This is a genomic window from Kitasatospora sp. NPDC042419 (assembly GCF_056437345.1).
Genome location: NZ_JBWKAW010000003.1, coordinates 335,258 through 361,004, shown reverse-complemented (window position 1 = coordinate 361,004; position 25,747 = coordinate 335,258). Strand labels below are relative to the sequence as shown.

The 25,747-nt window shown below is 70.7% G+C and carries 21 protein-coding genes; 7 read left to right on the top strand and 14 right to left on the bottom strand.

Going from position 1 to position 25,747, the window contains the following annotated elements:
- Window positions 1-576 precede the first annotated feature (576 nt).
- From AC067J_RS08960 to AC067J_RS08940, 5 genes are all read left to right on the top strand, one after another.
- Window positions 577-1,236 (top strand): plasmid mobilization protein, encoded by a 660-nt coding sequence (locus AC067J_RS08960; protein WP_478297215.1) that lies wholly within the window; start codon window positions 577-579, stop codon window positions 1,234-1,236.
- Complete coding sequence (locus AC067J_RS08955) at window positions 1,233-2,996, top strand: relaxase/mobilization nuclease domain-containing protein (RefSeq protein ID WP_478297214.1); 1,764 nt, start codon at window positions 1,233-1,235, stop codon at window positions 2,994-2,996. The genes AC067J_RS08960 and AC067J_RS08955 overlap by 4 nt, the downstream gene beginning before the upstream one ends.
- A 136-nt stretch (window positions 2,997-3,132) precedes the next feature.
- Window positions 3,133-5,781 (top strand): ATP-binding protein, encoded by a 2,649-nt coding sequence (locus AC067J_RS08950; RefSeq protein WP_478297213.1) that lies wholly within the window; start codon window positions 3,133-3,135, stop codon window positions 5,779-5,781.
- Window positions 5,782-5,936: 155 nt separating this feature from the next.
- Window positions 5,937-6,266 carry a hypothetical protein gene (locus AC067J_RS08945; protein ID WP_478297212.1) on the top strand — a complete coding sequence of 110 codons (330 nt, stop codon included), beginning with the start codon at window positions 5,937-5,939 and terminating at the stop codon, window positions 6,264-6,266.
- 233 nt (window positions 6,267-6,499) lie between these two features.
- Window positions 6,500-7,462 (top strand): hypothetical protein, encoded by a 963-nt coding sequence (locus AC067J_RS08940; RefSeq protein ID WP_478297211.1) that lies wholly within the window; start codon window positions 6,500-6,502, stop codon window positions 7,460-7,462.
- 51 nt (window positions 7,463-7,513) lie between these two features.
- Here AC067J_RS08940 and AC067J_RS08935 read toward each other — a convergent pair whose 3' ends face one another.
- From AC067J_RS08935 to AC067J_RS08905, 7 genes are all read right to left on the bottom strand, one after another.
- Entirely contained in the window at window positions 7,514-8,605 is a 1,092-nt protein-coding gene (locus AC067J_RS08935; RefSeq protein WP_478297210.1) for a hypothetical protein, read from the bottom strand.
- Window positions 8,602-8,856, bottom strand: a complete 255-nt coding sequence (locus AC067J_RS08930; protein WP_478297209.1) for a hypothetical protein — start codon at window positions 8,854-8,856, stop codon at window positions 8,602-8,604. Before AC067J_RS08930 ends, AC067J_RS08935 begins: the two co-directional genes overlap by 4 nt.
- Window positions 8,856-9,380: a helix-turn-helix transcriptional regulator gene (locus AC067J_RS08925; protein ID WP_478297208.1), complete on the bottom strand. Its 525-nt coding sequence runs from the start codon at window positions 9,378-9,380 to the stop codon at window positions 8,856-8,858. Before AC067J_RS08925 ends, AC067J_RS08930 begins: the two co-directional genes overlap by 1 nt.
- Before the next feature lie 57 nt (window positions 9,381-9,437).
- Window positions 9,438-10,898 carry a Mur ligase domain-containing protein gene (locus AC067J_RS08920; RefSeq protein ID WP_478297207.1) on the bottom strand — a complete coding sequence of 487 codons (1,461 nt, stop codon included), beginning with the start codon at window positions 10,896-10,898 and terminating at the stop codon, window positions 9,438-9,440.
- A complete protein-coding gene (locus tag AC067J_RS08915; protein WP_478297206.1) occupies window positions 10,895-11,278 on the bottom strand; it encodes a roadblock/LC7 domain-containing protein in 384 nt (127 codons plus the stop codon). The genes AC067J_RS08920 and AC067J_RS08915 overlap by 4 nt, the downstream gene beginning before the upstream one ends.
- Before the next feature lie 159 nt (window positions 11,279-11,437).
- Window positions 11,438-12,055, bottom strand: coding sequence for a hypothetical protein (locus AC067J_RS08910; protein WP_478297205.1), 618 nt, complete (start codon window positions 12,053-12,055; stop codon window positions 11,438-11,440).
- Between the two features lie 306 nt (window positions 12,056-12,361).
- The gene (locus AC067J_RS08905) at window positions 12,362-13,009 is read right to left on the bottom strand and encodes an ATP-binding protein (protein ID WP_478297204.1); all 648 of its coding nucleotides are present in this window, start codon (window positions 13,007-13,009) and stop codon (window positions 12,362-12,364) included.
- A 295-nt stretch (window positions 13,010-13,304) separates the two neighbouring features.
- Here AC067J_RS08905 and AC067J_RS08900 point away from each other — a divergent pair, with 295 nt between their 5' ends.
- Window positions 13,305-14,198, top strand: coding sequence for a helix-turn-helix domain-containing protein (locus AC067J_RS08900; protein ID WP_478297203.1), 894 nt, complete (start codon window positions 13,305-13,307; stop codon window positions 14,196-14,198).
- An 8-nt stretch (window positions 14,199-14,206) separates the two neighbouring features.
- A complete protein-coding gene (locus AC067J_RS08895; protein WP_478297202.1) occupies window positions 14,207-14,440 on the top strand; it encodes a DUF397 domain-containing protein in 234 nt (77 codons plus the stop codon).
- A gap of 271 nt (window positions 14,441-14,711) precedes the next feature.
- Here the strand turns inward: AC067J_RS08895 and AC067J_RS08890 are convergent, their stop codons facing one another.
- From AC067J_RS08890 to AC067J_RS08860, 7 genes are all read right to left on the bottom strand, one after another.
- Entirely contained in the window at window positions 14,712-15,887 is a 1,176-nt protein-coding gene (locus AC067J_RS08890) for a JmjC domain-containing protein (protein WP_478297201.1), read from the bottom strand.
- On the bottom strand, window positions 15,887-16,912 hold the full coding sequence (locus tag AC067J_RS08885; RefSeq protein WP_478297200.1) for a hypothetical protein: 1,026 nt from the start codon (window positions 16,910-16,912) through the stop codon (window positions 15,887-15,889). The genes AC067J_RS08890 and AC067J_RS08885 overlap by 1 nt, the downstream gene beginning before the upstream one ends.
- On the bottom strand, window positions 16,909-18,768 hold the full coding sequence (locus AC067J_RS08880; RefSeq protein ID WP_478297199.1) for a nitroreductase family protein: 1,860 nt from the start codon (window positions 18,766-18,768) through the stop codon (window positions 16,909-16,911). The genes AC067J_RS08885 and AC067J_RS08880 overlap by 4 nt, the downstream gene beginning before the upstream one ends.
- Before the next feature lie 121 nt (window positions 18,769-18,889).
- Window positions 18,890-19,255: a hypothetical protein gene (locus AC067J_RS08875; RefSeq protein WP_478297198.1), complete on the bottom strand. Its 366-nt coding sequence runs from the start codon at window positions 19,253-19,255 to the stop codon at window positions 18,890-18,892.
- Between the two features lie 423 nt (window positions 19,256-19,678).
- Window positions 19,679-22,228: a valine--tRNA ligase gene (gene valS, locus AC067J_RS08870; protein WP_478297197.1), complete on the bottom strand. Its 2,550-nt coding sequence runs from the start codon at window positions 22,226-22,228 to the stop codon at window positions 19,679-19,681.
- Between the two features lie 174 nt (window positions 22,229-22,402).
- Window positions 22,403-23,065, bottom strand: a complete 663-nt coding sequence (locus tag AC067J_RS08865; protein WP_478297196.1) for a GNAT family N-acetyltransferase — start codon at window positions 23,063-23,065, stop codon at window positions 22,403-22,405.
- Between the two features lie 121 nt (window positions 23,066-23,186).
- Window positions 23,187-24,248 carry a phosphotransferase gene (locus tag AC067J_RS08860; protein WP_478297195.1) on the bottom strand — a complete coding sequence of 354 codons (1,062 nt, stop codon included), beginning with the start codon at window positions 24,246-24,248 and terminating at the stop codon, window positions 23,187-23,189.
- Window positions 24,249-25,747: the final 1,499 nt, after the last annotated feature.

Here is a 25,747-nt window from a genome sequence, read left to right as displayed (position 1 = left end):
CGTTGGCGGACCGGACCGTTCGGACCGAATTCCACTCACCGATCAAGCGGTCCGACCGGTGGACCGGACCGGACCGCTTGGTCCGCTCGGTCCGGTCCGGAAGTGCCCCGCCAGCCGGACCGGACGGTCCACCGCCCGCAGCCTCACGGTCCGGACCGTCTCTCCGGTCCGTCGGTTGGTCCGGTCGGGCCACTGGACTGGCGGACCGGCGGACCGAAATCTGCCGACCATCTGCTCACGGACCGCGCCAGCCGGACCGGACGGTCCGCCGCATGCAGCTTGCGGTCCGGACCGCTTCCTGCCCTGCCCAGGCCATCGGTCCGGTCCTGTCCGGTCCGAAAGTGCCCTGCTGGCCGGTCCGGTCCAGAACCGCCCGAGCCGTGGACCGGACCGGCCTCCCTCCCCGAGCGCCCACCGGACCGTTCCGGCCGGACCGGGAAACGCCCCTTCCACGCCCGAAGTTCGGCACCGCCAAGCCGGGCGCTGTCCGGACACTGCCCACCCCGACCCCACCATCCCCCGGAGCATCCCCTGACCGACACCCGACCCGCACCGCATACCCACACGACCGGCGTCGTGAGCAGGCCCGCCCGCAACGGAGGCGACCACCCCCAGGTCAACAGCGGAGCAAGCGAGTGCGTGCGAGGCCCCTACGGGGCCGCGCACGGGGACGTCCACGCCCAGGGGGGCGTGGACGTGCCGGTGCTGCCGGGGGCGGCAGCACCGGAGCTTCACCGCGAGGGCGCGGCGAAGCAGGAGGAGACGCCCGCCGTCGAGCCTCACGCGCCCGCCCGAACCGAGCGTGCTTCGCGTGCCGCCGCGCGTCGTCCCAAGCGCCGCCGACGTGACAACGAGAACCCGAAGAGGAAGAAGCTCGGTTTCCGCTGCACCGATGAGCGGGCAGCGCAGATCAAGCGGCTCGCGCAGGAGGTCGGCCTGAACGTGGCCGACTACCTGGAGCGCCAGGCCCTGACCCCGGGCGGTGCCGGAACGGTGACCCGCGACGAGCAACTGGACGAGGCCGTGCGGGCGCTGGATGCGGCGCGGTTGCAGGTCGGCCGGGTCGGCGTCAACGCCAACCAGATTGCCTTCCAGCTCAACGCCCAGCTCGGCATCGACCACGGCCCGGCGCAGGCCACCCTGGAGAAGGCCAGGGAGGTGCTGGCCGAGGCCCGCCGGGCTGCCGCCCAGGTCGACGCCACGGCGATGCGTGTGGCGAAGGCCGCCCGCCGGTGATCACCACGGCCCGCTCCGGCAGGAACACGCTGAAGGCGCTGGAGTACCTGTACGGTCCGGGCCGGCGCAACGAGCACACCGACCCGCACCTCGTTGCGTCATGGGACGGCTTCGCCCCCGACCCGGGCCGCGACCGGGAGGCCACCCTCGCTCAGCTGCGGGACGCCCTCGACCTGCACGTCGTTCGCTACGGCAGGCCGATCAACAAGCACGTCTACCACCGCATGGTCCGGGCCGACCCCGGCGACCGGGACCTGAGCGACGAGGAGTGGGGCGCCATCGCCCGCCGGGTCGTGGCCGCCGCCGGCATCGCCCCCGACGGCGACCCGGACGGCTGCCGCTGGGTCGCCGTTCACCACGGCGACAACCACATCCACATCCTCGCCACCGCGGTGCGCGCCGACCTGACCCAGGCGCGCCTGCGGGGCGACCAGTACCGGACGGAGAGCGAGCTCACCAGGATCGAGCGGCAGTACGGGCTCAAGGACTGGTCCGAGACCCGCACACCGGAGTACCGGGCCGCGATCCCCAAGCGCGCCAAGAGCCCTGAGCTGCGCAAGGCGGAGCGCCTCGGCCTGGAGGAGACTGGGCGGGCCCGGCTGCGGACCGGTGTGCGCCGGGCCCTTGCCGGCGCCGCGGGCGAGGAGGAGTTCCTCGCCCGCCTCACCGCGCAGGGCATCGAGTTCGAGGTCCGCTGGCTGCCTTCCGGCGACGCCAAGGGCTACAAGTTCGCCCTGCCCACCGGCGGTCCGGGCGGTCCGGTGTGGTTCTCCGGCAGCCAGCTCGCCGCCGACCTCACCCTGCCCAAGATCCACGAGCGCTTCGCCACCGGCGTCGACCAGCCCGCCCCCAGCCGCCCGGGTGACAAGGGGCGTCCGGCCACGGCCCGGTACCGGGCCAGCACCAGCGTCGACCGGGCGACTGCCACCATCGACGACGAGCCCCGGGCTGGCCAGGTCGCCGCAGTGGTCAGCGGCACGATCGAGGTCCTCGACACCCTCGCGCTCACCAGCCCCGTCCTGTCCAGGAAGGAGATCAACCAGGCCGCCCGCGCCCTGGAGTACACCGCTGTCGCCCGCACCCGCGCCGCCCGCAGCGACCGGCGGGCCATGCGCTCGGCCGCCCGCGAACTCCTCTACACCGGCTCCGGCAACGGCGGCCGGGGCGACGAGGGCACCGCCGCCGCCACGATCCTGGCCAGCCTGGTCCTGCTCACGATCGTCATCGCCAAGTGGCACGCCGCCCAGGGCCACCAGCGCCAGGCCGAGGCCGCGCACACCGCAGCAGCGCACCTGCGTACCGCCTACGGCCGGCACGCTGGGCGCCCGCTCGCCGTGCTCGACACCCGAGGGCGCCAGCTTCCGGAGGCGGACCTCGACCGGCACGAGACGGCGCTCCGGCAGGCGCTGCCCGCCGACCAGGCCGTCCGGGTGCTCGCCGAGGACGGCTGGGCGGCACTCGCGGCCACGTTGGCCGAAGCCGAACAAGCGGGGCACGACGTGCAGGCCCTGCTTTCCCGGGCCGCCGGGCAACGCGACCTGGTCGGCGCCGACTCGCCCGCCGCCGTGCTCACTTGGCGCATCCGGCGCAACAGCCGCCTCCCGGCCCCGGTGCCGAAGGCCACGGCGGAGGACCGCCGCACCAGCGCGGCCCGCTCCAGGAGCGCCACCGGCCACACCACCACACCGGCGGGCACGGCCGCCCAGCCGCCCCGGCCGCCGGCGCCGCCCGCACCCGGCCAGGCACGCCGAACGCGGTGACCAACCGGCGGGCGGGTCCGCATCACCACGCCCACCCTGCTGATCACGCCCCTCCCTCCCCGCCGCCGAACTGCCGGGGAGGGAAGGCCGGACCCACCCACTCCCATGTCCGTCACACCCCTTCGGAGACAGCTACTTGAGTTCCATCCCGGTCATCGAACGCACCGTGTTCTCGGCGTCCCGCACCGCCGAGTTCCTGGACTGGCGGGCCCTGCAGTCCCAGACCGGACAGCCCCGCGCGAGGTTCGGCGACGTCGTGATCAAGGAACTGCTCGACAACGCCCTCGACGCGGCGGAGTCCGCGCGCGTGCGCCCGGAGATCGGCCTCGCGCTGTCCTGGTCCGGCGATGTGGCGCGCGTGTGCGTGACGGACAACGGCCCAGGCATGCCGGAAGAGGTGGTCGAGCGGATCCTGGACTTCACCCGCAACGTCTCCGACAAGGAGAGCCTTCGCTCGCCGACCCGCGGCATGCAGGGCAACGCCTTCAAGACCCTGCTCGGCATCCCCCACGCCCTCGGCGTCACCGCACCGGTGGTCATCGAGGCACACGGGGTACGGCACGAGATCGCCGTCTGCGCCGACCCCTCGGGCGATGTCGCCACCCGCCACACCAAGGCCCCCACCGGCCGCACCACCGGCACCTCGGTCACCGTGCAGCTGCCCGCCGACCTGGTCACCGGCGAGAAGGCGGCCGGCTGGCTGCAAAAGTTCGCCCTCGTGAACCCGCACGCCCGCCTCGTTGACCACGCTCAGGCCGGCGGCGCAGAAGGGGCCGGAATTTACGAGCCCACCGCCCGGCCGGGGTGGCGCAAGCCCCTGCCCACCGACCCGACCAGCGCGCACCACTACGACGATGCCGCGATGGCGAAGCTGGTCTTCGCCCACATCCGCGAGCACCGCCAGGGTGGCGCGGACCGGACGGTCCGGGCGTTCACCAACACCTTCGCGGGCCTGACCGGCTCGGCCAAGGCCAAGCTCGTCGCCGACCAGGTCCCCCAGGTCACGCACCTGTCCGGGTTCGAGGAGAACCCGGACCAGGTGCCGGTGCTGCTGGCCGCCATGAAGCAGCACAGCAAGCCGCCCACGCCCTCCTACCTCGGCCAGGTGCCCCGCGACCACTGCACCCATGTCCTCGACCAGGCGTTCGGCGTCGAGGAGGCATGGTTCACGCGCAAGCAGCTGACCGACAAGGCCGGCGTCCCGTGGAGCATCGAGGTCGCCCTCGCCCGCACGAAGCGACCCGGCACCGTCGCCTTCGCGGTGAACTACTCGGCGACGTTCGGAGACCCGCTGGCCCACACCCACCTGGTCGGCGACCAGGTCGACAGCGTCGGGGCGGGCTCGTTCCTGGCCCAGGCCGACGCCGCCCCCGGCCCGGGCAACCAGTTCCGGCGGGCCGCCGTCGTGCATCTCATCTGCCCGGTCCCGCAGTTCACCGACAAGGGCAAGACCGTCCTCGTCGTCCCCCGTGAGGTCGCCGACGCCTGCGCGAAGGCCCTCACCGCGGCAACCCGGGTACTGCTCAAGGACAAGCGCTCCCGCCAGAGCGCGGACCGGCGCGAGCTGCGGGCAGCGCTGCGGGACCACAAGGCGCACACCGCGACCCAGGCCGCGCCGAAGGTGTCGAAGAAGGACGCCGTGTTCACGGTCCTGCACGAGGCCATCGGCCAGGCCCGCGGCGCCGAGGGCCTGTCGTTCTCCTCCCACACCCTCTTCTACAAGATCCGCCCGCTCGCGCTGACGCTCCTGCCCGCCGCCAGCAAGCTCAAGGCCCCCTACGTCGAGCAGAAGCTGATCCCCGACTGGGAGCGCGAGAACGGGCCGATCCAGGGCCTCTACCGCGAACCCCGCGGAACCCTCCACCACCCCCACGACCCCGCCGGGATCCGGGACGTGCGCCTGGGCACCCGCGAGGTCCAGCAGTACACCCCGCCGCAGTGGAGCTACAACAAGATCCTCGTCATCGAGAAGACCGGCCTGTGGCCGCCGGTCCGCGAATCCGGCATCGCCGAGCAGTACGACATGGCCGTCATCACCAACGAGGGCTACGGCACCGAGGCGTGCCGCGAACTCCTCGCCAAGATGCCCCCCGGCGACGTACAGATCTTCGTCCTCCACGACGCCGACCCCTACGGCTACAACATCGCCCGCACCCTCGGAGAGGAGACCGCCCGCATGCCCGACCACCGCGTCAAGGTCATCGACCTCGGCCTGACCGTCGACGACGCCATCGCCAAGGGCCTGGACTCCGAGCCCGACACCCGCGACGCCGCCCTGCCCGCCCGCATCCTGCCCCACCTCACCGACACCGCCCACACGTGGTTCACCGGCGAAGCCATCGCCTGGCGCCCGAACGGCGAGCCCGCCAAGTGGCGCTACCAGCGCGTCGAACTCAACGCCTTCTCCTCCCCGGAGCTCATCGCCTACATCAAGGAAGGACTCGCCCGCCACCAAGCCACCGGCAAGGTCGTACCGCCCGACGACCAGCTGCGGGCCACCGCCTGCCAGCGCCTGCACCGAAGCGTCGTCGGGGCCGTCGGTGAGGCGATCGACGCCATGTTTCCCAAGGACCGGCTCATCCAGGCGGTCTGGGCCGGCCTCGACAGCGACCAGGTCACCGACATCGGCCCGGCCGACATCGCCCACCTCCACACCGACCACCCGACCATCTCCTGGGAAGACGCCGTCCACGCCCTCGTCACCCAGCGACTGCGCCACCACCCCAACCTGACCGACCTCGCCCGCCAGGCCGTAGCCGAACTGCAGGCCACAGACGGCCGATAAACGGCACCCCCGGACGGCTGCCGCCCCCACCACCGGGGCGGCAGCCGTAGGGTTTTGTGTCGGTTCGATGTCTTCTCCCGTCATCGGGAAGCATCCCCGCCCGCCGGACGTCGTGTGGTACTTGCAACCGTCACCGACGCTGAAGGGCACCGAACTTGACCAACCCCGCCAACGCCGACCGCAACCCCCACCGCGCCGAAGTCCTCGCCGTCCCCCACCCCGCACCCCTCAACCCCCGCGGCACCACCATCACCTGCGCGATGTGCGACGCGGAACGCGACTGGCTCCTGATCCACGTCCAGCCCGACCTCGTCTTCGTCCGCTGCCGCTGCACCCACGAATGGCGCGAACACGACCTGGCGACCGCCCACGTCACCACCGCTTGCGGGGACGACGGCGGGCCCCTGCGGGAGTGGGAGTCGTTCGAGGAGATGTACCGCGGACTCGGCTTCGACGGACTGCTCGCCGGCACCGTCTGGAACTGAGCTGACGGAGCGGGGCTGCCACCAGGTCGGCGGTAGCCCCGCCCTCCCGCAGGATTGACGGCTGCGGTGTACCAATTGCCTTGCCGCGACTGGCCGGTGTGATCGTGATCGCTGGACGATTTAGTCGATCTTCGGGCAGTGCATGTGCTACGTTCCGTGGTCCAACCGAAAATAGGCGACCCCGGCGGTGCTACCAACACCCCGGGGTCCGGCAACAGGAGTGCGACCTCCCGATGCGTGTCCATCGTAGCGCCCACGTGCGCAATTTCACCGTGCTGCCCAACACCGTCCTGCAGTACCGACGGCTCTCCTACACCGCCCGCGGCCTCCTCGCGGACCTCCTCTCCCGCCCCGACGGCTGGCGCGAGGACGGCCGACACATGGCCGACACCAGCCCCCAGGGACGCGGCGCGATCCGCAAGGCCCTGAAGGAACTGGCCGAGGCGGGCTTCTACCGGGTCGAGAAGATCCGCATGCCCGACGGCACCATCCGCACCGAGACCCACGTCTACGACACCCCGCAGCTCACGGTGCTGCCGGGTGCCACCCGTCCGGTCTCCGGTGAAGCGACCACCGGCGGTGCTGACGCCCTTGTAAAGGACCTGGTGAAAGAACCCTCCCTCCCCGCCGAGCCGGCCGACGAACCGGTCCTCGCCGACGAGCCGCAGGCGAGGACGGGAGGGCGGGAGGAAGACCCCGAGGAGAAGACCGGCGAGCAGCCCGTGGCGGTGCCGGACGAGCAGGTCCGCGAGGCGGTCGCCACGCTGTTCCGGGTGATCCGCCCCGAGCCGCGCCTGCGGCTCGGCCAGGCCGAAGCCGAGGACCTCGCACCCCTCGTCACGCGGTGGCTGGAGCACGGCGCGACCCAGGCCGACCTCGCCCAGGCCCTGCTGCCCGGCCTGCCCGCCCCGGTGCACTCGGCGGTCGCGGTGCTCCGCTACCGTCTGGAAAGGAAGATGCCGCCCGTCCAGGCGGCTGTGCGGCCCGCAGCGGCCCGGTACGCCGAGTGCGCCAAGTGCCACGACCCGGTGCCCCAGGCGGGCACCTGCCGCCCCTGCGCGGGCCTCGGCACGCGCACGGTCGCTGTCGGCGGGGATGAGGCGGCCACCCGGGGTGGAGCGGCCCGCGCCAGGGCGGCCCTGCGCGCCGGGAAGACCGTCGGTATGGACCTGGGTGGACTGGTCACGGCCAGCTGAGCCCCTGCTCCGGGCAGGTCGTCCTGCGGATCAGGTGTCCGGGGCACAGACCTATCGGTCCTGGCCGGCGGTGGCGTGAGGGGGAGCGCCGCACTGGCACGGGTGCTCGCCCGGCAGGAGGGCCAGGCCGTGCAGCATGTAGGCGGCCAGGCCCGGCGAGGAGGCTGCGTTCGCGCCCAGCCGCGTGTAGAACCGGGTCATCTGTGACTTGAGGGCGCGGTGGCTCGGGCCGCCGTGTTCGGCGAGGTCCGCGAGCGTGTAGCCGCGGACGAGTTCCCCCATGACGTCCAGGTCCCACGGCTTGACCAGCTCCCGAGGGTCGCGCGGGTCCCTCAGCGGGGCGATGAGGCGGGTCCGGCAGCCGATGTCGACGGCCTGGACGCGGGTGGCCGCGCCCAGGGACCTGAGTGCTTTCCGGGCCCGGCGGGTTCCGCCGGTCCTGGTGGTGCCGAAGTGCTCGCCGATCTCCTGGTCGGTCCTGCCGGCGGCGAGCAGGCCGAGAACGGTGTGCTCGGTGATCGTCAGCACGGGCCGCACGTGGCAGGAGGGGCATGGGATGCCCTGCACCCAGCGCTCGGCAGCCGGGTCGGCGGCGTGGAGGCATCGACAGGGGTGGTCGTCGGGCAGCAGCCGGGCGCCGTGCAGACGGTGGACGGTCATGACAGTGCGCCCCGGGCCTTCGGGGATGTCCAGTGCCGCGCCGAGTCGGCCGACGATGTAGGTGATCTTCCCTCGTGTGAGCCCGAGGAGGTCGGCGGTCTCAGTGACGGTGTGGCCGAGGACGAGGCGGCGCGCGATCTCGCGCTCGTCCTCGGTCAGGTCGCGGTTCAGGAACCTGGGCGGGATGGGGGCGGGCAGAAGCATGGCTCGGTAGGCGATGTCGATGCCCTGGGCGCGGCTGGTCGCTCCCAGATTGTCCAGGGACCGGGCCACCAGCTCGTCGGCGGCGGTCCCGTCCGGGGCCGCGACACCGAGTCCGAGCCGACGGGCGATCCCGTAGGCGGACACCCCGCCGGCGACGAGTGCCAGCGCCTGCTGCTGGTCCCAGGCCAGGGCGAGGCGCTCACCGCAGTGCGGGCAGGCCCAACCGAGGACGCGACGTGCTGGCGGACCGTCGGCTGCACGGATCAGGAGGTTCGTCATGCCTCCGTACCAGGCCCGCATATGCGCGGGTGCCGACGCGCGAGGCCGTTGTCTATCAGCAGGCGGGTGGCCGCCAGCAGCAGGACCAGGCCCAGCGCGTAGGTGGTGCCCGCCAGCACCACGGGCCCGTGCAGTGGATGCTCGTGGTGCAGCACGGCCGCTGCCGTCGCCGAACCGCCGGCCAGTGCCAGCAGCAGGCAGGCCGCCCCGGCGAGCAGGGCTGCGAGGAGCCGACTGCGGCGCGGCGGCATCAGCTCGTCCCGGTGGGCTGCGCGGCCCGGTCACCGGGGCGGCCGAGCCTGGTGTCCGGCCAGCCGTCGCCGAGCGCGCTCAGCGGCACGAGGCCGGTCAGGAGGGCGCGGGCGGCAGCCTGCGGCCGGGAACGGACTCCCAGGGTGCGGAGGATGTCCTGGACGTAGGTCTTGACGGTGCCCTCCGTCAGGTGGAGCCGCTTCGCGGTCGCCTTCGGTTCCTTCCCGGCGACCAGGGCGGCAAGTACCTCCCGGTGGCGGCGGGGCAGCGGCAGGCCGCTGGGGTTGAGCACCGGGACGTCCTCGGCCTGCACCCAGCCCCAGGCGACGCCGAGGGCGGCGGCGTGGTGGCGGTGCGGCGTCCCGAGCTTGGCCGTCAGCGCTGTGACGGCGGCGCCGACCTTCGTCTCGGCGATGCCGGTGGCGCGGCTGACCACCGCGTTCAGGTGACCGCCGGCCACCTGGCGCAGCAGCAGGACCTCGGACTCGGACAGGTCCGGCTTGTCGGGCAGGGAATCGGGCATGGCGAAGCTCCTCGCGAAGAGACTGAGTGGAGGGAGAACGTGGGGGGCGGTGCCGCGCTAAGCGGCGGAGCGCGGCAGGTTGAGCGCGGCCAGCAGCTCGGGGCCGATCCGGCGGGCGGCGTGCGGGCCGATGGTGAGGATCAGATCGCCGCAGCGGGCGAGGGAGGCGGCCACGACCGCAGGACCGGGCCGGCACGGACCGGGTCCGGGGATTACGAGCGTTCCGCCGAAGTCGGCGCGGGCGAGGGCCTCGATGCCGTCGGCGTGGCACTGGGCGCGGGCCAGTGTCGAGTGGACGGGCAGTACCACCGTGTGGTCGACGCCGCGCAAGGCGTCGGCGATCCGCTCGGCGAGCGCCTCCGTGCGCAGGTGGCCGACCGGCTCGAACACGGCGATCACCGCGCCCTCGGTGAGCACCCAGGCACCCTCGACGGCGGCGGCGATCTCCTCCGGGTGCTGGGCACAGGACTCCACCACGGCTACGTCGCCGACCGTGCCCAGGCGGGTCAGTGACCGCTCGACGCCCGGGAACGCTCCCAGCCCGTCGGCCAGCTCCTTCCCGGACAGCCCGAGCGCCCAGCCGGCCGCGAACGCCGCCGCGACGCCGAGGGCCTCCTTCGTACCGGCGGCAGGCACGGTGACGGCGAACCGCTCACCGCCCGCCTGGAGAGTGAGCCGGTACTCCTCACCGCTCCACCGCATCCCGAGGACAGCCACGTCCATGCCCTCGCCCCGACCGACCGTCACCACCCTGGGCCCCGGTGTTCGGCGCAGCCGCTCCAGCAGCTGCGCGTAGCCCGGCTGGCCGGACCACACCACCACGGTCTCGCTGCGGCGGGCGAGGGCCTCGATTTCGTCCAGCGCGTCCTCGCGCGCCGCGAACGTCGGCGGTGCCACGTCGGCGGCGGTGACCAGCGTGACCGCCGGTCGGAGCCCTTCCCCCAGGGTGTGGTGTTCCCGTCCGGGCGCGGCGGCCTCGTGGAGTGCGGTGTCCGGGCAGAGGTCGACGACCAGGACCTCGCCGCCGCCGTCGTAGCCGGGGGCGTCGCCGCGGGGAGCGGCGTTGAGGATCCAGCCCGGGTCGCGGACGGTGAGCGCGCAGGTCAGGGCAGCTGCGGCCGTAGCGGTGCTGTGGCTGCCCGCGACGGCGACGACGGTGGGCGCGGTGGCGGCGAGTAACTCGATCGCCCGGCAGTGGCCCATCGTCGGCAGGCCCGGGCCGGTCGCGAGATCCAGGATCTCCGGCACGGCCGTGTTGTCCCCGCCCCAGATCAGGCTCGTCGTGCGCTGGTCCACGGGCTGGAGCGCCGCACCGGTGCGGTCGAGGTGCCGGAGCAGTTCGTTGTGGTGGCTGTCCTGCCGCGGTGCGATCGTCACCCGGGCGCCGCGCCGGGCGAGGTAGGCCGCGAGCCCGGCCATGCCGGGGCTGTGCGGGTCGGGGAAGTGAGGGGCAGCCAGGACGGCGGGCAGCGGCATCGGGCGGGCCGGACCTCTCCGGTCCTCCGGCGCCGTGCTCACGCCGCCACCGCCAAGCCCTGGTCGGCGAGTTCGATCAGGCGAGCCGCGATCTGCCCCAGGTCCGCGCCCTTGGCACCGACCACGGCGAGCATGGACCGGTCGGGCGCGCCCACCAGCGTGAGGGTCTGGCCGAACCGGTCCTCGATCACGCTGTGACCCCACGGGTACGCGCCCGAGGTGAGAACGCCGACGATGCCGACGCTATTGATGCTCACAGCGCCCAACGCCGACATCGCGGCCGCCCAGCGGTCGGCGTCGTCACGGTCGATGCCGCGCGAGGTACCCAGGACAAGGCCCTCGGGGCTGACGTGGATGGCGGCGACGGCACCCGTGGTGCCGGCCACCAGGGCGACGAGGGAGATCGGTTGCAGGTGGGGCACGGTTACTCCTTGGTTCTGGTCAGACGGTGAAGGACGGCGTAGTAGAAGCCCGAGCGTGTGTGGGGGACGAGGCCGTCATTGATCGCCGGGATCACACAGCGTCCGCCTGAAGCGCAGGGCGAATTGGCCGCTGAGTGGCGACGGTTGGCAGTGAGACCCTCACGGGCTGGCCGGTGAACAAACCGGCGATGCTGCGCGCAGGCCAGGCGGAGGGATGCGTTCAGGTGGTGGTGGTCGGTTAGCGCCGGAGCTGTCCCCGGCTGTGATCAGGCGGCGTTGGGCGATCGCCTGGAGTCGGCGACCGCGTTCCAGGGCCGTGCGTGCGCGACGGAGAGCGACGGCGAGGTCCTCGCGGTTGGTCAGCCTGCCGCTGCCGTCCGGGATGACCAGCCATTGCCGAGGTCCGACTGGTCCGGCGCCCGGTGCTGGCATCAGTAGCGTCGGGGGCTCGCTGCCGTCCTCGGGGGCGGTCAGCAGCTCCGTGTCCTTCATCTGCCACCCCGCACCGGGGCGTACCGCCACCAGCCAGTAGCTTCGCTTGTCGCCGTGGTCGTACAGCACCGGGCCGGGAGCTATGCCGTTTGATGTCAGCTCGGCCACCACCGCGGCGGTGAGGTCCCCACCGAAGAGCAGCACCGCGTCGAACCGGCAAGAAAGCTGCACCGGGGCGAGCAGGCCGTCGCGCCACAAGTCCGTGATCGTGTGAGGGGTGCTGCTGACTCCGGCGAGCCAGCGCCCGCCGAGTACGTGCGGCGGCGTGATTCGTCTGACGCTCATCACAAGCCCTTCGTTGGGGATTCAAGCGAGAGGCGTCCGGTTGCCTCTGGTCAGGCGGGAGCCACCTCCTTCGCCGTGCCACGGGACGGGAGCAGCCGAACAGCGCAGGCACCAAGGCCGAACGTCGCCGACAGGTCCCGCCACGCCGCTGAAACGGAGGGCCACGGTTGCCCCGGAACGGTGGTGCGGGGCTCGCCCCTTTCGAGAGGGCCGCCAGCCCCAACGCTGTCCGGGGTCGGCATCCTGGAGTCCGGTGACGCCAGTGCGTTGAGGCAAAGGCATCCCCGGAGACCTCCGCGGTGCTGCTCATGCGGGGATCTGGTCGACCGCCTCGCGCCTGGGCCGCAGCAGATCCGGCGCGGCCTCCGCCTCGGCGGTGGCAAGTCGGTCCGGCGGGGCGTGGTCGACGCCCCGGCGGCGCAGGTCGGCGGTGGTGCGTTCGGCGGTGGCCATCGCGGTCCCGCTCCTGCGGTGGAATCCGGCGTGCCTCGGCCTGGGCCGCAGAGCGTGCGCACGGGGCGAACGGCACCGCGGTGCGTCGTGAGGGCGCTCCTGTGGCGGCGCCACCGTGGCGTCTGGCTGACCTATGGAGGGCTCCTGCCGGGGCCCGCACTCGAACCAGACGACCTTCGTGCCAGTGCTCTCGTCGGTTCGCACTCCCCAGGCATTGGACAGTGCCCGGACCAAGTTGAGGCCCTGGCCACTGGTCATCGCCTCGCCGAACTGGTCTTTCACCAGCGGCATTTGGAGGCTTTCGTCAGACACCTCGACGCGGACTGCGGTGCCCGTCCAAGCCGCGCTGACGGTCGTCGGCGTACCGGCGTGGATGACCGCGTTGGCAATCACCTCACCGGCCAGCAGGCCGATGTCTCCGATCCGCTCGGACGGCAGGGCGAGACCCCACCGGCTGATGCCGTCGAGGAGGATCCGCCGGGCTTCTGCGGCGTCCTTCACGGTCGGGGCTACATGCAAAGCCAGCCGGAATGGCCGGCGTGGTGCCAACGGAGCGCCCAGGTGGGCAGGGCGCAGCAACTCAGACATGGGAGACCCCCGGTGAGCACGGCGACAGCGACAGATCACCGAAGGTGTGGTGCAGGCCACGGTCGGTGAAGGCACTGCTACGGTCTCGTACTCAGGACTGAAATGCAACACATGTCACCACCGTCAATTGACGGTGGTGACCGCCTGGCGCCGGGCGCGCGTGCATCAGACTTGACGTTGAATCAGGGGCGACTGATAGGGGTGGGGCATGGACGCAGAGGTCACGACAGAAGAGCAGGAGGAACGCCCCGCCGGCGTGCCGTTCCTCCGACACCTCCTCGGCGGTCGGCTCCGCCGGATCCGCGAGCAGCACAAGCTCACTCGTGAGCAGCTCGGCGATGCCCTTGGCCTCTCGGCTGCGGTCGTTCGGCGGCTGGAGACAGGCCGGAACATCATCAAGGTCCACGATGTGAATTCATGGGCCACGCAGTTCAACCTGGATCTGGCCACCGCTGACTCGCTCAGGGCGATGGCCAAGGAGAGCAAGGAGCACGGCTGGTGGTCGGCGGAGGACGTTCATCCGGCGTTCAGCGCTCTCGTCGAGGCCGAGAGGCTCGCCAGGCGCATCAAGAACTGGGAGCCGGGCATCATCCCGGGCCTGCTGCAGACCACTGGCTACACCGAGGAGGTCATCGCCAGCGCCCGGTTCCGCTGGAAGGATGACAACCCGCTACCGCTCGACAAGGCCGTCGAGCGCGCTGAGCGGCGCAAGCAGGTGCTGTTCGGGGAGAATCCGCCGAAGGCATGGTTCATCCTCGGTGAGGCCGCGCTGCGGATGCGCGTCGGCGGGGCTGATCTCATGCGTGCCCAGATTGCGCACCTGATCGAGGTCTGCGCCTTGGACAACATCACGATCCAGGTGCTCACCGAGGACTCCGGCTACCACGTCGGAACCACGGGCCCGTTCGCTGTCTACCTGTTCAGCGACCTGCCGGGTGATGGGGTGGCCTACGTCGAACAGGACCTGACGTTCAAGGACCAGCCAGCAAAGCTCGCCCGCCACAGCCGCCAGTTCGAGCTGCTCATGTCCCAGGCACTCGACCCGCAGGCGACCCGGTCATACTTGCAGGCATCCCTGACGAACAAGGCGAGTTTGGGATAAATGGGAGGATGATCATGCGAGACGGCACCGCCCTCGACCAGGGCGGCCATGGCTGGACGAAGTCCAGCTACAGCAGCAGCGAGAACGGCAACTGCGTCGAGGTCGGCCGGACTCCGGCCGGCACTATCCCGGTTCGCGACACCAAGCAGCGACGGCGCGGTCCGGTGCTGGAGTTCGGCCCCGCCGCGTTCCAGGACTTCCTCGATGCTGTCAAGGCGGGCGAGTTCCCGGCCCAGCCGTAACGGGGTGAAGGCAGATGGGTGGACCCTGGCGATAGAGCCGCCGGGGTTCACCCATCCACTGCATACCACCCGACTTCGCCAATGAACGCAAGAGGGCCTGTATCAACTCCGGCAAGCCCATCGGAATCGTGAAATGACGCATACCCCATGCACCGTTGGGGACTTGTCGACGGTCGGAGCCCCGCCTTGCCTCACTCGGGCGTTGGCCTGGCGATGGGCCATGCGGCGGTGCTGTTCCCGCCAGAGCGCGGCGGAGGCATCGGGCCTTGCTTCACGGCAGGTCGGATACCTGGATGATGAGCCCGGCGTGGATGAGGCCGAGCACCGCCTCGGCCGCGGTTGCCGGATCGACGCCCGCGACGGCCTCGTCAACGGTGCGGGGGAAGCCATCATGCACGCGTGCCAGCACGCTGATGGCTGCCGGGGTGGCGGCGTGCACGCTTCCGGCAGCCGAGAGGAGCAGCCGGCCGTCGTCAGTGGTGCCGAGGAGCTTCGCTCCGCCGGGCATCCGGGTCCGAAGCAGTGTCTTCCCGGTGGGCTCGGCAGGGGCCGGGGAGAGGCGGATGCGGGAACGGAGCAGATGCCGGTAGAGCTCTTCGCTGGGCGCGAAGTCGTTCACGCCGAGGTGGGACGGGACCTGGTCGCGGGAGATCCAGTTGTGGTGGCGCAGGAGGGCGATGGACAGGAGACCGCTGTCGTCGCCGAGGGGCACGGCCTGGTGGGGATGGCGCTCGGGGAACAGTAGGCAGTCGCCGGTGCCAAGGACGCTGTCGGCGACGACCCGGTTGGGCGGGCCTCCGTCGGGGGTGTCCCAGTCGCCGAGCTGGAACTGCTTGCTACCCCAGAGCATGAGGGCGATGACGTCCTGCTGGTCGTTGTGCCAGCCGGTGACGCTCGTAGTGCCGCCGGAGATGAAGAGTTTGGTGAAGACATCGGCGCCGGAGACGGCCACGAGGTCGTCGGAGAGTTCGGCCAACGCGGGTGACCATCGGTCGAACTGCCGCACGCCCAGCGTCACACCGTCGGCGAGAGCCTGTCGAACGCGGTGGATGTCCATCTGGAAGGTGTCGCTGCCGGGTTCGAGCTGGTGGCCGAAGCGGGCGCCGGGCAGCTTCCCGTGGGCGTCGCGCAGTTCCATGTCGGCGTTGGCTCCGGTGCCGGGGCCGGCGATCAGGCGCGGTTCGTCCGTGAGCCACTGTTCGAATGCGGTCCGGCCGGGGAGGGGACTGGCGTCACCGTGTGCGGTGCCCGTGACGGGGGTGGAGCACGGGCTGGCGAGTACCGAGACGATCCCGTCGCCCAGGCGGTGGCGCAGTCGTTCGGCGGCCTGGCGGACCGCTGTGGCGTTGGCCCGCTGCACCTGGGCATCGAGGCCGGCGGGAACGGGGCCGGGCTGGAGGGTGAGGCGGTCGGCCTCATCGAGTCGGACCACGGCGGAAGTCGACATCAGGAGCGCTCCATGGTCTTGAGCAGGTGGGTCAGCGACGTGTCGAGGTCCCCGCGCAGGGCGGGCCAGGGGGAGACGGCGAGCCGGTGAACTGGCACGCGGCCGGCGAGCATTCGGGCGGCCCGGCGGGTGGCACAAGGACTGGCTCCGGCGTCGCGGATGTGATCGGTGAGCCAGTCCAGGGCCTCGTCTGTGGTGCGGGCTGTGGTGAGGGCGTGGCCGGACGGGTGGCGGCCGGTCGAGAGGATGACGACCGCGGCGGGCAGAGTGGCGCCGAGGTGGGTGGTGGCGTCGGCAGCCAGTGGTACGACCGTTCGGTGGCCATCGGACCGCACCGCAGTGGGCAGGGGAGTACCGAACGCGGTACCGGTGAACGTGTCAATCAGGACGGATTCGTCGGTGGCGACGGCGGCCTGGCCGCCGTCGCGGGCCCAGAGGCAGGCCGTCGTCTTGCCGGCCTTCTGGTTTCCGCACACGAGCAGCGACCGGCCGGACGGCAGGACCAGGAGCGCGGCGTGCAGGGCGAAGAACCGGCCCCGGTACGGCGGGGCCGCCAGCGGCGGCAGCGCTGGCAGTTCCCCGCTCAGCGGCTGCCAAGCGCTCTGGTGGGGCAGCCGGTAGTGCACGCTGTCGCGCAGGCTGTTCATCGATCGGTGCAGCAGGTCGAGCCGGGCTCCGGCGTCCAGTCGGCAGATGACGTCCGGCGTGGAGCGTTGCCCGGGCGCGGCGACGGCGAACGCGGTGCGCAGGTGTTTCAGCACAGCGGGGTCGCCGGCTTGGTAGCGGACGACGGCACCGGCCAGCTCGATGTCGGTGAAGTCGTCCTGGGGCGCAGGGGGCGCGAGGGCCGATACCGTGTCGAGGGCCCGTTGGAGCGGGAGGGACAGGAGCGGCGTGGAGCGCCACAGGGCTTGGCCGAGGTGGGCAGCGACGGTGTACGCCGTGCTGGTCGCGTGGTCGAGGACCTCCCAGGATCCGTCGTGGCGCTCGTAGGCGCCCCAGCCGGCGGCGATCGGTGCACTCATACGGCCGCGCCCTCTCGCGGAGTGGTTGGCTGTGCGCCCTTGGCCGATCCGATGCCCACCAGGTAGGCGCCGTCGAGCGGTTGGTCGAGTCCGGCCAGCGGGCCGAGGCGGTCGTCGACGAGCGCGGGGCTCTGGAACACGCCTACACGGCGGTCCGTCGCGAGCGCGAGGGCGATGCGCTGGGCGTCGCGGCCGCACTGGAGGAGTGACTCCTGCCAGGCTCCGGCGCCGCTTCCGTCCTGTCGCGGCACGAGCCAGGCGACGACGCTGATGCCCTCGGTCCAGGGCTGACCGATGGCGGCGCCCTGGATCTGGGCCGGGCTCGGCGCTGGCGCGATGTGCTCCCAGCCGCCGGAGTGCTCGCGCCTGTAGGTGCCCGCATCGAGGAGCCCGTGCGGGTGCAGCAGGCTGAGACGGACCTCACTGCGCGCTTCGTCCAGGAGGCGGAGGAGGGTCTCCACCGTGTCCTCGGGTACCGGGAGGCCGCTGAAGCTGCGGTGGGTGCGTCGGGCGGCCAGCGCGGCGGGGAGGGCGGTCCAGGGAACGGGGCCGGTGCCCGGGCGCTCGGTTGGCGCCTTGGACGGCATCGCACGGGCCTCGCGCACGGCGTCGGCATGGACCAGCAGGGACGGCAACCAGCCCGCGTTGGCCCAGGGCGTTGCCGTGGACCAGGCCGCTTGCGCCTGCTCGGCCGGAAGTAAGGCGCCAGCCTCCGCCAGTGCCCGGAGCTCGTCCACGGAGGCGCCACTGTTCTGGCTGATCTGCGGAAGAGTGGACGGCCGGTCGCCGCGCGTGCTCGGGTTGGCGTAGGCGAGCGCGGTCACCGCAGCCGGTGTCAGCGGCAGCGGTGTACCTGGCTCTCCGTGGACGTCCGCGTACAGGCCGTCGGCGGCTGGAACGAGGGACAGGTACGGGCTGGTGCGGTACTCGCTGTCGGTCAGGGCCGCCCGAAGTTCCGGCAGGGCCCGGGCCTGTACTTCGGCCGGCTGCGGTGTGGCGGCGAGTACGCCGAGGACCGGGTCTCCTCCGGCGAACGCGGGAAGCGGAAGCCAGGCGGTGTGCCATCCGGTGGCCCGCACCGCCAGATCGAGCGTCTCCAGTACATGGCCGGCGTCGATCAGGACCGGGCGCCAGGCTCGTACGTCCCGGTAGCGCCACATGGCCCGCTCGACGTGGCTGGTGAGGACGACTGCGATCCCGCCAGTAGGGACGTCGACTTCCAGGCGGAGGTCCTGGTCGGCGCGCGTGAGCGCGTGCTGGTCGCCGTCGTACCACCAGGCGCCGCGCAACCCGCCGGGCCAGCCGTCTCCGACGATCACGCCGAGGTCGGTGGGGTGGCGGGCACCCCCGGAGGGACTGGTCTTCAGCACGATCGGGCCGTGCCGGCCCTGTCGGCGCCCGGTGATTCGCGCGGCCGCCGACAGCCAGGCCGACAGCAGAGCGGCCTGTGGCGGGGCCGCACCGTAGGGCGTGACGACCAGCGGCGCATCGTCGAGACCGAGCTGCGGCCCCTCGCGGGGCGTGGCGACCGGCGGCGGAGCGGCGTGGCCCGCGTATCCGTCCATCAGGCCACGGTCGACCCGGTGGCTCTCCTCGACGGAGTAGTCGAGAAACGGGTAGTTCAGGTTCAGACGGCGGTAGAAGCCGAGGATCCCCGACACGGGGGCGGACGGCCACTCCCGCAGGCCGATACCGCGAGCGGCCGAGACGAAGTCCTGCCCCGTGTCGCGAGCGCGGCCCTTGGCGATCCAGGTGAGCAGCGGGCACTCACCGTCCTTGCCGGACAGGACGTACGCCTGGCGCGAAGCAGCGTCGACGGCGATCCACCGCGCGGCTGCCTGAACCTGCGGACCCATCGCCCGGGCCGGGAAGATCCGTACCGTATCCATCATTGTGTCCCTCGCACTGGTGGCCCTAACAGCAGGTCGGCGGGAGGGCCCGCGGCGGAGCGAAAGCTCCGCCGCGGGCCCCGGCCGATCAGGAGCTGTTCTGAACCAGCGCCCGGCGGAAGAGCGGCACCGCTGCGTAGAGGCCCGCTTCGGCGGCCGGCAGCGAGAACCAGACGGCCCCCTCCTGGGCCTCGCCACAGGCGAAGCGCTCCAGGTCGGAGCGGTTCAGCAGCCAGCGCCGGTCACCGTCGGGGTCGGAGATCAGGATGGACGGGTCCGCCGAGGCGTTGCCCGGCACCACCGGCACCTGCTCGACCAGCGTCACGGAGGGCAGCACGAAGACGATGTCCGCACCGTCGTCGAGCTGCGAGGGGGCCGCCTCGAACGGCGCCAGGCTGGCGGCGTCGAGGAGGTAGGTGGTCTTCGTCGAGGGATCTTGCACGGCGATGTGCACAGGGCACCTCCCACTGTCGGAGCGCGGGGACCGGCTTGTCCGGCGCCCGCGCGTGATGGCACGCGACGTACCGTCGTGAGACTGCTCCCACCCCTCCGGCCACCAACCAGCATGCGGGTGCACGAGGACGCGTACGCGCATCGAGAGTGTGGTGGACGTTTCTGCTCGTCACGGTGACACGAACACGACCGGAAGGATGAACGGAGCGCCCACTCACAGGTGGTGGTCCGTCACGCAGTGCTCAGACCCTAATACGCCCCGGCTCCGCCGCACCCCTCAATTTGGGGCGCGGCCGGACATGGCCGATTCCGGCTCCCACGATGTGCGAGCGGAAGGCATTCGAGCCTCAACTGCCTTGTGCAGCAACGAAAATGGCGGGGGCGGCTCCAATTGGAGCCGCCCCCGCCGCAGATGTGCCGGACGCTACAGGACAATCTCGTACGCGAGGTCCTCGCGCTCGGCCGCTTCGAGGATCAACTCGCCCACACGGCCCGCGGACTGTACGTCCGGCGCAACCTGCCGCAACGCGGCCACAAGCGCGGCCGGCCCCCGGGCGGTGACCCTGGCCACCTCCGCCCGCATCGACAGCTGCGCGCCGCTCTTCTCCCGGCGGATCGCCGTGATCGCACCGGCCGCGACATCGAGCAGGCCGACGTCACCCTCGACCGAGAGGCTCGTCAGCGCCTCGGCAGGCCAAGGCGCGCGGTGGATCGATCCCTCCTGCCACCAGCTCCACGCCTCCTCCGTGGCGAACGGAAGGTACGGCGCGAGCAACCGCAGAAGCACCGACAGCGCGTGCGACAGTGCGGCTCGGGCCGATTCGGCGCCTACCGCGCCGCTGTCACCGTAGGCCCGGTTCTTCACCAGCTCGACGTAGTCGTCACAGAAGGCCCAGAAGCATCGTTCGGTGACCTCCAGGGCGCGGGCGTAGTCGTACGCCTCAAGGAGCGCCGTGGCCTCGCCCTCGACGCGCGCAAGCTCGGCGAGCAGCGCCTGGTCGATCGGCTCGGTCACCTCCGCCCCGGGACTGCCCGCGCCCAGGCCGAGGACGAACTTCGTCACGTTGAGAACCTTGATCGCCAGACGGCGACCGATCTTCATCTGGGCGACCTCGAAGGCGGTGTCCGTCCCGGGACGGGCCGAAACCGCCCAGTAGCGCACCGCGTCCGAGCCGTGCTGGTCCAGCAGATCCAGCGGGGTCACCACATTCCCCTTGGACTTCGACATCTTCTTGCGGTCGGGATCGAGGATCCAGCCGCTGATCGCGGCGTTGCGCCACGGCAGTTCGTCATGCTCCAGCTCGGATCGGACCACGGTGGAGAACAGCCACGTACGGATGATCTCGTGAGCCTGCGGACGCACATCCATGGGGTAGACGCGCTGAAAGAGATCGTCGTCCGTGCCCCAGCCGCCCGCGATCTGCGGAGTCAGGGACGAGGTCGCCCAGGTGTCCATCACGTCCGGATCGCCGGTGAAGCCCCCGGGGGAGTCGCGCTGGTCACTGGTGAAGCCAGGCGGCACGTCGCTCGTCGGATCGACCGGCAGCGCATCCTCAGACGGCAGGATCAGCTCGTCCGTCGCGTGGCCCTCCGCATCGCAGCGGTACCAGACCGGGACCGGCACACCGAAGTAGCGCTGTCGGCTGATCAGCCAGTCGCCGGCCAGTCCCTCCACCCACGACTGGTAGCGGTGGTGCATGTGCTCCGGATGCCACGCCAGCTCCTGCCCGCGCGCCAGGAGCCGCTCGCGCAGCTCGGTGTCCCGGCCGCCGTTGCGCAGGTACCACTGACGGCTGGTGACGATCTCGAGAGGCTTGTCGCCCTTCTCGTAGAACTTCACCATGTGGTTGAAATGCCGGGGCTCCCCGGCCAGCGCGTCGTCAGCGCGCAGCAGCTCGACAATCCGCTCGCGGGCCGTGTGCGCAGTCGTGCCGGCCAGTCGGGCATAGGCCGCCGTGGCCTTCTCGGTGTCCAGGCCGTTGGGGGCGTCCGGAAGGAAGCGGCCGTTGCGGCCGAGCACACTCCGGGTCGCCAGATCGAGTTCACGCCACCACACCACATCGGTCGTGTCTCCGAAGGTGCACACCATCACCAGACCCGTGCCCTTCTCCGGATCCGCCAGACGGTGGGCGAGCACGGGTACCTCGACACCGAAAACCGGCGTGCGTACCGAGGTACCGAACAGCTTCTGGTACCGCTCGTCCTCGGGGTGCGCGACAACGGCCACGCAAGCGGGAAGCAGTTCCGGCCGCGTCGTCGCGATCTCCAGCGACTGCCCGGATCCGGCGTCGAACAGAATGTGGTGATACGCGCTGGGCCGCTCGCGGTCCTCCAGCTCAGCCTGGGCCACCGCGGTCTGGAAGGTGACGTCCCACAGGGTCGGCGCCTCGGCCTGGTACGCCTCCCCCCGCGCGAGATTGCGCAGGAACATGCGCTGGGACACCGCACGGGCGTTGCTGTCGATCGTCTGGTAGGTGTGCCCCCAGTCCACCGAGAGTCCGAGCCGCCGCCACAGACTCTCGAAGACCTTCTCGTCCTCGACCGTCAGGCGCTCGCACAGCTCGATGAAGTTGCGCCGAGAGACGGGAATCTGCTGCTTTCCGGGGTTCTCGGGCGGCGTGAAGTCCGGGTCGTACGGGAGTGAGGGCTCGCAGCGCACACCGAAGTAGTTCTGCACCCGGCGCTCGGTTGGCAGCCCGTTGTCGTCCCAGCCCATCGGATAGAAGACCGCCTTGCCCCGCATCCGCTGGAAGCGGGCGACGGCGTCGGTCTGGGTGTAGCTGAAGACGTGGCCGACGTGGAGCGATCCGCTGACCGTGGGTGGCGGAGTGTCGATCGAGTACACCTGCTCCCGGCCTACGGAGCGGTCGAATACATATACGCCCTGCTCGTCCCAGTGCGAGGCCCACTTGGCCTCAAGGCCGTCGAGGGTGGGCTTGTCGGGTGCGCCGGGGAGAGGAGATGCGTTCGTCATGGCCCCAGATGCTATCTGCTCACGGCAAAGCGCAATTACTCTCGCAGGTCGGGAAGTTAACTGACCGTCGGATACGTGCGATCACGGCAGGAACGTCTGATCTGATGAGTCGTCGCTCTACTTTGGCGAGCGGTCGCCACTACTGGACTGCGGCGCCAAGCGGAGGTGGAACTCCTAGGTGAGGGGTTCCGCGTCCGTCAGGCCGAACATCGGCAGGCAGGGAGCCAGTCCGGATATGTGCATGTCAGTGGCGTGCTCTTGGTGCCAGTGTGAACGCGGCAGGCGCAACCGCTGCATGACCACGATCTGCCCGCGGACCAGGCGTCGCTCGACGCCGTCGGCGAGGTACCCAAGCTTGCGCGAGACGGTCAACGAAGCCTTGCTGTCCGGGAAGGCACCGGTGACGGCATCGACAGCGCCCAGCCCGTCGAATGCCAGATGGAGAACAGCGGCGCGCATTTCCGTGCCGATGCCGCGCCCCTGGTGCTGCAGCCCCAGCCAGGACGCCGAACGCACCTCACGAACGAGCCGGAAGTGCCGCGCAGCCAACGCTTGTGAACCAACAGGCCGACCCTGTTCAAGTACAACAAGGTTCAGCGACCAGTCGGAGGGGTCCCAGTCGCCCTGGCGACGCCACTGGCGCTGGATGACCGAACGGGCCCGCTCCGGCGCTGGCAGATCGGTCCATTCGCTACTGAACGGCATCCTCGCCGGATCATGGACGCCCTGAACGGCCAGATCAGCCAGCGCCGCGAGCTCATCCGAGTTGGGAAGCCGTAGTTTCAACCGAGGAGTGGCCAGCTCCAGGCCGAGCAACGGCCAGTGGTCGATCAGCATGAACCAGTCTGTGCACGAGCGCGCCGACCGGGCCAGTCGGGCTACGCCCATGGTGGCTCTCACCTGGAGAGCTGCCGGACATTGCCGGAGTCTGCCCGATAACACCGGCTCGACACGCTGCTCACGGCATAGCCGCGAATGCCTCCTGCACGTCCTCGCGCCGCTCGGTCCACCAGGCCAGGAAACGCTCGGCGGGCAGGAACAGGTGGTCGCAGGAGTAGTCGTCGCGGTCGTAGTGGAAGACCAGCTGCCAGTAGTCCGACATGCGCTTCCACCACAGCCGCTCCACCGCGTCCGCCAGGGCTGGCACCGGGATCGGCACCACCGACCGGTAGCCGGCCACAAACGCGGCCGTCCGCTCCAGGTCGAGGAAGCCGTCCTCACCGCCGAACTGCACCGTGGCGGTGCGGGCGACTTCCTCGCCGAACGGCCGGACCCGGATCCGGTCCCAGTCGATCACCCCGGCGATCTTGCCGTCCCGCCACAGCACGTTCCGGTGCTGGACGTCACCGTGCGTCCACCCCACCGGGCCGACCGCCACCTCGCCGGCCGGGCGCTCGTGCCCGTACTTCTCCAACAACATCTTGCGCTCAGCCAACGCCACAGCAGCCTCGGCGTCGAACGCCGTCCGGCTCTCAAGCCCCGTGATCAAGGCGAGGAAGCGATCCGCCTCCTGGTGAGCCTCGGCGGATGTGGTCACCGAAACGGTCACCTGCTCTGGCCCCGGCGGCAGCAGCTCGGCCATTCGCTCGCCGTTCAAGCTCCGGTGGATCCGACCAAGCAGAACACCGAGGTCACCAGCCTGCGCGATTGAGAGCGCCGTACCCGGCAGATGGCTCCCCTCCATCCACGGGATCAGGCAGTACCCACGGCCAGCGACCTCGACCACCGCGTCCCCGGCCGAGGAGGTCCTCGCCCTGCCCACCGGCAGGCCGTCGTCGGCTAGCTCCGTCAGCACAGCAAGGTTCCGCCGAGCCAGGGGCAACGGAACGTCCATGATCCGCTTCAACGCGAACGAGCCCTCGGCCGTATCCAGCCGCCAGTTCCCATTCATCAAGCCGTCCGACAGGAAGCGGCACTCCCGAACCTCGCTCAGCCCAAAGGACTCGCCGAGAAGCGTCAGGTCCTCCGCGATCTCGCTGTACCGAGCGCCACTCAGAGCGCCGAAAGTCGCGTCCGTCACCCCAAGGAGGCTAGCGGAGCAGAGAGACCGGTGCAGTCGGTTCGAGAGGTATCCCACCGGACCTTGTCGCAGGTCCGGTAAGACCGTTTGGGTTGTTCTGAGTGGGCCGGAGGATACCTGACCGGTCGGACATGCGCTGATGGCTTGGTCGCCGAGTACAGCGTTGGGTGCGTACCATGGCCCAGCGGCCGACATGAAGAACTGTGCCACATCAAACCATCATGCCGATGGCGAGGCAGAGGTCGCGCAGGTACGAAAACGACGAAGGCCCCGCGTCTGCCGGCAAGCAAAGCCGCGAGGCCTCCGTGCTAGTACCGCTTCTCGGAGCCGGTCATCCCATGTGGTGGCCGGCTCCGATGCTGAGCAAGCTCAACAACGTCTTGGCCACCTGGAGGGTCGCTCGGCCCTCGGGAGTCTCCAACCAGGTCCCGGTTACAACGAGTGCGCGACGGGTCCTGTCCGCGAAGCGGGTGGTGCGTGCCGGGGCCCCCTCGCGGGAGCCTGGCTGGTTGGGCATCAGTTCTTCTCCTTGCTGGCCCACGGCCATTCAGGACAGCTGGCGGGCACACCGCAGCCGTCGACGGCTGAGACCGCGCCAGGGGAGAAGTACTGCGGGGATAACCCTACTGGGAGTTTCGCCAAAGGCAGGTGTGCTGCCCGCGCGGTATCGGTCGTGAGGACTAATCGGCAGGCCGTAGAACGTTGCGACATCAGCTCAGCGATGTGGCATCGTTGCAGGTGACGGTGCCTCGAGGGCGAAGCAGCTCAGACCTTGCTATCGCAGGCAAGCCTGTCAGTAGCCTGCCCACCCGAACACCGCCTTCTCCTGTGAAGAGGTCGATCGCAGTGCAGCGCACATCTGGTCGACAAGCAGGCACAGAACCTCTGGGCGGTCGCAAACTGCTCTAACGCTGAGCGCATCTGCTTCCATGGGCAGCATGTGGGCCCCTGCCCATGACCTGAGCGCCACCGTGACAGCGTCTTTGCAACAACCGCTGAGGTGTAGGAGCTGGCCGAGTGGGCTCAGCCTGCAATGGACTGGCCGGCTCCTGATCGTTGCCCGGCTGCTACTCGGCCCAGCGCGTAGCTGCCATGGCGACGGCGTGCGAAATGGCACTCGCTGGTGCGCAGCGCATTCGTGGTGGGCCGTCCGGACTCGTAGGGCGCATGGAAGTTGTAACTATCCCGACAAGCATCCCTGTCTCTGCCAGGCAGACCAGGGAGCCGTCGCTCGGCATTGAACCCCCAGCCCCGGGGTTGGCCTCGACAATCCACCAAGGGCCGTTCCGGTCGGTGACACTTCCATACCACCAGTACACGTCGAAGGGATTGTCGCGGCGGTCTGGCACACCGGTGATCATTACGCGGCTACCGACTGAGCACGTTGTCGTCTCGGGGACCACCGCGTCTACGGGCGCGTACAAGCACCCTACGGTGAGGGCCGGATAGGAAAGATCAGCCCTTGTGTTGTACCTCTCTGGCAGGTGTGCGAGGTACTG

Coding starts and splice junctions, on each gene's coding strand:
- AC067J_RS08890 (WP_478297201.1), bottom strand. CDS start 15,887: ATGTCGACTTCCGCCGTGGTCCGACTCGATGAGGCCGACCGCCTCACC.
- AC067J_RS08900 (WP_478297203.1), top strand. CDS start 13,305: ATGGACGCAGAGGTCACGACAGAAGAGCAGGAGGAACGCCCCGCCGGC.
- AC067J_RS08935 (WP_478297210.1), bottom strand. CDS start 8,605: ATGACGAACCTCCTGATCCGTGCAGCCGACGGTCCGCCAGCACGTCGC.
- AC067J_RS08930 (WP_478297209.1), bottom strand. CDS start 8,856: ATGCCGCCGCGCCGCAGTCGGCTCCTCGCAGCCCTGCTCGCCGGGGCG.
- AC067J_RS08885 (WP_478297200.1), bottom strand. CDS start 16,912: ATGAGTGCACCGATCGCCGCCGGCTGGGGCGCCTACGAGCGCCACGAC.
- AC067J_RS08910 (WP_478297205.1), bottom strand. CDS start 12,055: ATGAGCGTCAGACGAATCACGCCGCCGCACGTACTCGGCGGGCGCTGG.
- valS (WP_478297197.1), bottom strand. CDS start 22,228: ATGACGAACGCATCTCCTCTCCCCGGCGCACCCGACAAGCCCACCCTC.
- AC067J_RS08865 (WP_478297196.1), bottom strand. CDS start 23,065: ATGCTGATCGACCACTGGCCGTTGCTCGGCCTGGAGCTGGCCACTCCT.
- AC067J_RS08940 (WP_478297211.1), top strand. CDS start 6,500: ATGCGTGTCCATCGTAGCGCCCACGTGCGCAATTTCACCGTGCTGCCC.
- AC067J_RS08925 (WP_478297208.1), bottom strand. CDS start 9,380: ATGCCCGATTCCCTGCCCGACAAGCCGGACCTGTCCGAGTCCGAGGTC.
- AC067J_RS08895 (WP_478297202.1), top strand. CDS start 14,207: ATGATCATGCGAGACGGCACCGCCCTCGACCAGGGCGGCCATGGCTGG.
- AC067J_RS08880 (WP_478297199.1), bottom strand. CDS start 18,768: ATGGGTCCGCAGGTTCAGGCAGCCGCGCGGTGGATCGCCGTCGACGCT.